This is a genomic window from Croceitalea marina (assembly GCF_042684265.1).
Taxonomy (GTDB): domain Bacteria; phylum Bacteroidota; class Bacteroidia; order Flavobacteriales; family Flavobacteriaceae; genus Croceitalea; species Croceitalea marina.
Genome location: NZ_JBHULB010000009.1, coordinates 1 through 1330 on the forward strand (window position 1 = coordinate 1; position 1330 = coordinate 1330).

1 protein-coding gene is annotated in these 1330 nt (G+C 45.7%); it reads right to left on the bottom strand.

The features are described from left to right. Window positions 1–45: 45 nt before the first annotated feature. Window positions 46–1253 (bottom strand): IS3 family transposase gene (locus tag ACFSQJ_RS08965; protein ID WP_377766619.1). Its coding sequence is split into 2 segments (ribosomal slippage): window positions 46–986 and window positions 986–1253, totalling 1209 coding nucleotides; the frame shifts between segments, so codons are not numbered across the junction. Window positions 1254–1330 lie beyond the last annotated feature (77 nt).

Here is a 1330-nt window from a genome sequence, read left to right on the forward strand (position 1 = left end):
GTTTACAGTACGTATTTTATAATTCAGTAGGTCAGAATGTAGTGGTCAACTAAAATTGGCCACGGTTTTAGAGTTTTCCCAATACAGTCGTTCAGACTCATTAGGTGTCAGCCCACCATTATATTGATGTGGCCTGAGTTGGCTGTAGTAGCCCGTGATGTATCGAGTTATATGTTCTCTCGCTTCGCTAAAACTCCGATAACCCGACACTGGTATCCATTCTGTCTTTAGGCTTCTGAAGAACCGCTCCATCGGACTATTGTCCCAACAATTACCTCGCCTAGATAAGCTTTGCTTGATTTGATGACGCCACAACAGTTGCCGGTAAGAACGACTGGTGTAATGACTTCCTTGGTCGCTGTGGAACATCACGCCTTTGGGTTTACCTCGTAATTCAAACGCCATAGAGAGTGCCTTTCCTGTCAACTTACTATCAGGCGATACTGACATCGCCCAACCAATTGGCTTTCTCGCGAACAAGTCGATGACAACAGCAAGATACATCCAGCGCTGCCCCGTCCAGACATACGTTACATCACCGACCCAGACTTGGTTGGGAGCGGTAACGGTAAATTGTCGAGATAGATGGTTTGGGATCTCNAATTGTCGAGATAGATGGTTTGGGATCTCTACGTGCTCTTGTGATGCCTTTCGATAACGGTGCTTCGGTGTTTGGCAGCTTACCAACCCTAATAATTTCATCATTTTAGATGCTCGATAACGGGTAAGTTTTATACCTTGAGCCGTTACCATGTCGGCAATGCTTCTCGCACCAGCAGAGCCGTTGCTTGCCGTATGAACTTCTTTAATAAGACTTTTTAGCTTCACCAACTCTGGAGAAACACGCTGAGGGCGACAACGCCAGTATTTGTAACTACTGCGGTGAACACTGAACACATGACACAGGGTGGTTACGTTAAAGCTCTGCCTGAGTTTCTCGATTATCGAGAGTTGTTCAGTGAGTCCGACATCAAGAGAGCTGTAGCCTTTTTTAATATTTCGTTGTGCTCTTCAAGGCGAGCAAGTTTCTTCTTCAGCTCTCGTATCTCAATTTGCTCTGGTGTCATTGGTGAGGCTTGAGGAGCTACTCCCTTTCTTTCTTGCTTGAGCTGCCTTACCCACTTATCCATTGTCGATTTACCCACACCCATGGCTTTTGCAGCTTCAACAACGGTGTAGTTTTGGTCGAGAACAAGTTGCGCTGCTTCGAGCTTGAATTCCGCACTGAAAGTACGTCTGGTACGCTTAGTCATAGTTTCACCTGTCATGCTATGAGGTGTATCTTAACACCTCTAATCAGGTGGCCAAATTCACTATGCCACTACAAATA